Annotated in this window: 5 protein-coding genes; 1 reads left to right on the forward strand and 4 read right to left on the reverse strand. The window is 56.0% G+C overall.

Annotated elements, in window-relative coordinates:
- Window positions 1–155: winged helix-turn-helix domain-containing protein (locus AB7E14_RS21305; protein WP_428169918.1), on the forward strand; the 155-nt coding region annotated here is incomplete at its 5' end.
- A gap of 66 nt (window positions 156–221) precedes the next feature.
- Here AB7E14_RS21305 and creD read toward each other — a convergent pair.
- From creD to creA, 4 genes are read right to left on the reverse strand one after another with little or no spacing between them, the layout of a single operon-like run.
- Entirely contained in the window at window positions 222–1589 is a 1368-nt protein-coding gene (gene creD, locus AB7E14_RS21310; protein ID WP_316962847.1) for a cell envelope integrity protein CreD, read from the reverse strand.
- 58 nt (window positions 1590–1647) lie between these two features.
- On the reverse strand, window positions 1648–3072 hold the full coding sequence (creC, locus tag AB7E14_RS21315) for a two-component system sensor histidine kinase CreC (RefSeq protein WP_058587600.1): 1425 nt from the start codon (window positions 3070–3072) through the stop codon (window positions 1648–1650).
- Window positions 3072–3761 (reverse strand): two-component system response regulator CreB, encoded by a 690-nt coding sequence (creB, locus tag AB7E14_RS21320; protein ID WP_042998024.1) that lies wholly within the window; start codon window positions 3759–3761, stop codon window positions 3072–3074. Before creB ends, creC begins: the two co-directional genes overlap by 1 nt.
- 12 nt (window positions 3762–3773) lie before the next feature.
- Window positions 3774–4217: a protein CreA gene (gene creA, locus AB7E14_RS21325; RefSeq protein ID WP_428169917.1), complete on the reverse strand. Its 444-nt coding sequence runs from the start codon at window positions 4215–4217 to the stop codon at window positions 3774–3776.
- Window position 4218: the final 1 nt, after the last annotated feature.

The raw sequence follows: 4218 nt of genomic DNA on the forward strand, positions 1-4218 counted from the left end.
AAATGACTGGTCGTGAGCTGAAACCTCATGACCGTACCGTTGACGTGACCATCCGCCGTATTCGTAAGCATTTCGAATCCACACCGGATACGCCGGAAATTATCGCGACTATTCACGGTGAAGGTTACCGTTTTTGTGGCGATCTGCAGGATTAATCGGGTTACCACCATCAAAAAAACGGCGCTCAATGCGCCGTTTTTCTTATCTGCTTTTTGCTGAATTTACTTCCACACGCGTAGCGCATCGTCCACGGGTGCGGACGGTTTCGGCGCCGTTGGTGTTGGTGTCGGTTTCGCACGCGAGAATGCATACCAGTCAAGATGCCGCGTCAGGAACATCACGCTCCCCAGCGCCAACAGCAGCACACTCGTCCCCAACAGCAGCGCGCTGTCTTCCGAGCGCAACAGTACCCACATCACACCATCCAGCGCTAACAATGCCAGAGTGAAAACCACGCTACTACGCCAGCCCTGTAGCACTGCCTGGAGATAAACCCCGTTCATCAGCGCGCCCACCAGGCTTGCGACAATCCATGCAAGGGTGAAACCAATATGTTCGGAGAGCGCCAGCAACAGCAAATAAAACATCACCAGCGACAGCCCCACCAGCAGATACTGCATCGGGTGTAATTTTTTTCCCGTCAACGTTTCGAACACAAAGAAGGCCATAAATGTCAGTGTAATCAGCAAAATGGCATATTTCGTCGCCCGATCCGTCAGTTGATACTGATCGGCAGGAGTGGCAACCGCGACGCTAAACGACGGCAGGTTATACCACCCGTCTTTTCGCGCATCCACAAACCGCTCGCCCAGGTTAGTGGCAAACCAACTGCTTTGCCACTGTGCCTGAAACCCTGACTCGCTGATTTCGCGCTTGTCGGGTAGAAAATCACCGAGGAAGTTGGGATGCGGCCAGTTGCTGGTGAGCGTCATTTGGCTGCTACGTCCTACCGGAACCACCGAGAACGCGCCGGTTCCGCTTAAATTGAGTGACATCGCCAGGTTCACATCGCGCATCGCCCATTGCGCATCCGGAAGCGGAATGTGGAGCCCTTCTCCGCGGTCTGTTAGCCCCGTCCCCGGTTCGACGGCAAGCGCCATTCCATTCACCTTCGGTGCTTTCACCACGCCAATCCCTCGCGCATCACCCACGCCCACCACGATAAACGGTTTCCCAAGGGTTATGTTGGGCCGGTTCAGTTCACTCAGTCGTGCAACATCAAACTCCGCTTTCAAGGTAACATCGGTATGCCAGACCTGCCCTTCGTAAATGCCCACTTTTCGCGGTTCGACGTTCTGGTTCCCCTCCACCATCAACGACTCCGGCAGCCAGAAGTGGATAAAACTGCGTCTGTGCTGCACCTCTTTTTCGTTTTCCAGCACGGTGTATAACTCGGTCACAGGTACGGCAATGAGCGGGCCGACCACTTTTTGCGGTCCGCTGGTACTCTGCCGAATCGCATCCTCTACCGCATCACGATAATCAGCACGTTCCACAATAATCTGCCGGACCATCATCAGGGGGATCAGCAGCAACACAATCGCGCCACCTAAGGTGACGATTTTCCAGAACAGGGGGGATTTCAACATAGCGTTCTCCTTATGCAATACCCGCAGAGTACGCACGCTATGTGGGGGGAATTTGAAGTTATGTGAAGTGACGGTGAAGTGTAAGCGTGGCCTCGACGCCGCCCTCAGGCCGGTTACGTAATTCTGCACTCCCCTTCAGCAGTCGCGCCACTTCGCGAACGAATGCCAGTCCCAGACCGCTGCTTTTGAGGCCATTCTCACGCGGCAAGGAGTAAAAGCGCTCGAAAATACGGGCCAGGGCAAAATCAGGAATACCTGTACCCGTATCGGCCACCGTCAGCGTCACCGTCTCTGCATGCGCTTGTGCGCTGAGGGTGATCGCTCCGCCTGCCGGGGTGAAATCAATGGCATTGTCCAGCAAGTTGCCCAACGCCTGCTCCAGCAGCGCCGGCTCCGCAGAGACGCTTAACGCCGAGGGGACAATCTCCAGCGATATCGCCTTCGTCGCCAGTTGAATCGCGCGCGCGTCGCTGATTTGCGCAAACAGTGCATCGACCGCTACCGGGGAGAGGGCAATATCCTGACGGTTTTCCAGTCGCGCCTGGCGCAGCAAGGTTTCAACCAGCGCCTGCATTCGCGCATTTTGACTGAGAATATTGTCGGTAAAGCGCTTAACAATGTCCGGAGGCGGATTTTCCCGCAGAATTTCCGCCGCGCCGCGAATGGCCGCCAACGGACTCTTTAGCTCGTGGGTGAGCGCGTATACGTACTGTTCAATGTAATTCTTGCCTTCCAGCTTCAGACGCATGCTCTCCAGCGCCTGCGCCAGTTTGCGCAACTCACTGCTGCCCAGTTCAGGCAGCGGCATCGGCTGGTTTTCGGTCACGGAATCCGCATAGCGCGTCAGGCGGGCAATCGAACGGTTTATCCACCAGACCATCCCGGCGCCAATCACCAGCGCAATGCCAAGCAGAATCGCGCTGGCCCAAAGGATCCGGCGCTCGCTGCGTTTAATCACCGGTGCCATCGCGGCATTGGGTTTTCCCACGCTGAGCACGCCGATGATCTTTCCGTTGTCGACAACCGGCGCAGCAACATACATGACCGAGCTTTCCGGATCGGCGGGATCCTGCGGCGTACTGCGAGCGCCATACTGTCCACGCAGCGTTAGCCAGACATCGTTCCAGCGAGAGTAATCCTGCCCGACCGCTTTATTGACGGAATCAAACACCACTTTGCCCTGCGCATCCGTCATGTAAACATGGTACTCATTGCGGACTTTATTGATTCCGCTGATGTTGGCGCGAAAAGGACGGTTATGCAGTTGCGTAAACGCCTGCGCCAGTTGGCCATGCGCCGGGTTACCCGACAGGAGATCGTCACGTGCCAGCGCCGCCAGCAGCGTGGCAGTATCGATCAGCGTCCCTTCCGTTGCGCGCCGTACGCCAGGTTTAATCTCCTGTACAAAAATAGAAAGTACAAACCACGCAGCAACAGCGACAATCAGGAAATAGCCCAACAGCAAACGCATGCCAATGCGCATCAGAGGCTCCTCAGGCTGTAGCCCATCCCACGATGCGTGTTGATCGGTGAAAGCGTCGGGTTGATCGCGCGCAGTTTGGCGCGCAGCGTTTTGATGTGCGTATCGACCGTCCGGTCGTATGTATCCTGCGCATCGGCCCAGACGATATCCATCAGTTGCTGGCGCGAATAGACACGCCCTGGAGATAACAGCAGCGTTTTCAGCAGCAAAAACTCATAGCGCGTGAGTGACAGGGGTGTGCCAAACCAGGCCACTTCAGCCGCCGGTTCATTCAGCTCAAAATGGCCGGTTTTGACGACAGGCGACGGTGTGGAAAACTTCTTCACCCGACGTAGCAGCGTGCGGACTCTGGCGCAGACTTCCCGCGGTGAAAACGGTTTGGCGACGTAATCGTCGGCACCGATTTCCAGCCCCAGCAGGCGATCCACCTCATCGCTGCGCGCCGTCAGAAAGAGGATTGGTAACGCCGGATGGTACTCAAGCAATCGCCGGCACAGCTCAAAACCGCTGATATCCGGCAATCCGACATCGAGAATCGCCACATCCGGACACTGATGACGCGCTTTCTCCAGCGCGGGCAACCCGCGCTCAAAGGCTTCCACGCTAAACCCTTCCTGCTGGAGCATATAAATCAGGGTATCCGCAATACCCTGCTCATCTTCCACCAACCAGACCGACACCTGCTGCATAATGCTTCCCTGTTATTCGCGCCACGGCATGATAGGTACCGCGCTAATGGCATTTTTTGGCGACCCATCGACCACCTTGTCGGAATAGGCCAGATAAGCCAGCGCGTTGCGTTTGGCATCATAGAAGCGCACGACCTGTAATGATTTGAAGACCAACGAAGTGCGTTTCTTGAAGACCACTTCGCCCTGCGCTTTACCGTTCTTGATTCTGTCGCTCAGTTCTACCGGTCCTACCTGCTGGCAGGAGATGGCGGCATCAGAAGTATCTTCCGCCAGCCCCAGCCCGCCTTTAATGCCACCGGTTTTGGCACGGCTGACGTAGCAGGTCACGTTTTTAACATCGGGATCGTCAAACGCCTCCACGACGATTTTATGATCCGGCCCAAAGATCTTAAACACCGTATCGACGGAACCGATCTGCTCAGCAGATGCCAGCGGCGCCAGCATAAGCAACAGA

It is taken from the genome of Citrobacter sp. (assembly GCF_050252275.1).
Classification (GTDB): Bacteria; Pseudomonadota; Gammaproteobacteria; order Enterobacterales; family Enterobacteriaceae; genus Citrobacter_A; species Citrobacter_A amalonaticus.

Bases quoted from the DNA above. Each gene is read 5' to 3' on its own strand.
- creC (WP_058587600.1), bottom strand. From the start codon at position 3,072: ATGCGCATTGGCATGCGTTTGCTGTTGGGCTATTTCCTGATTGTCGCT.
- creD (WP_316962847.1), bottom strand. From the start codon at position 1,589: ATGTTGAAATCCCCCCTGTTCTGGAAAATCGTCACCTTAGGTGGCGCG.
- creB (WP_042998024.1), bottom strand. From the start codon at position 3,761: ATGCAGCAGGTGTCGGTCTGGTTGGTGGAAGATGAGCAGGGTATTGCG.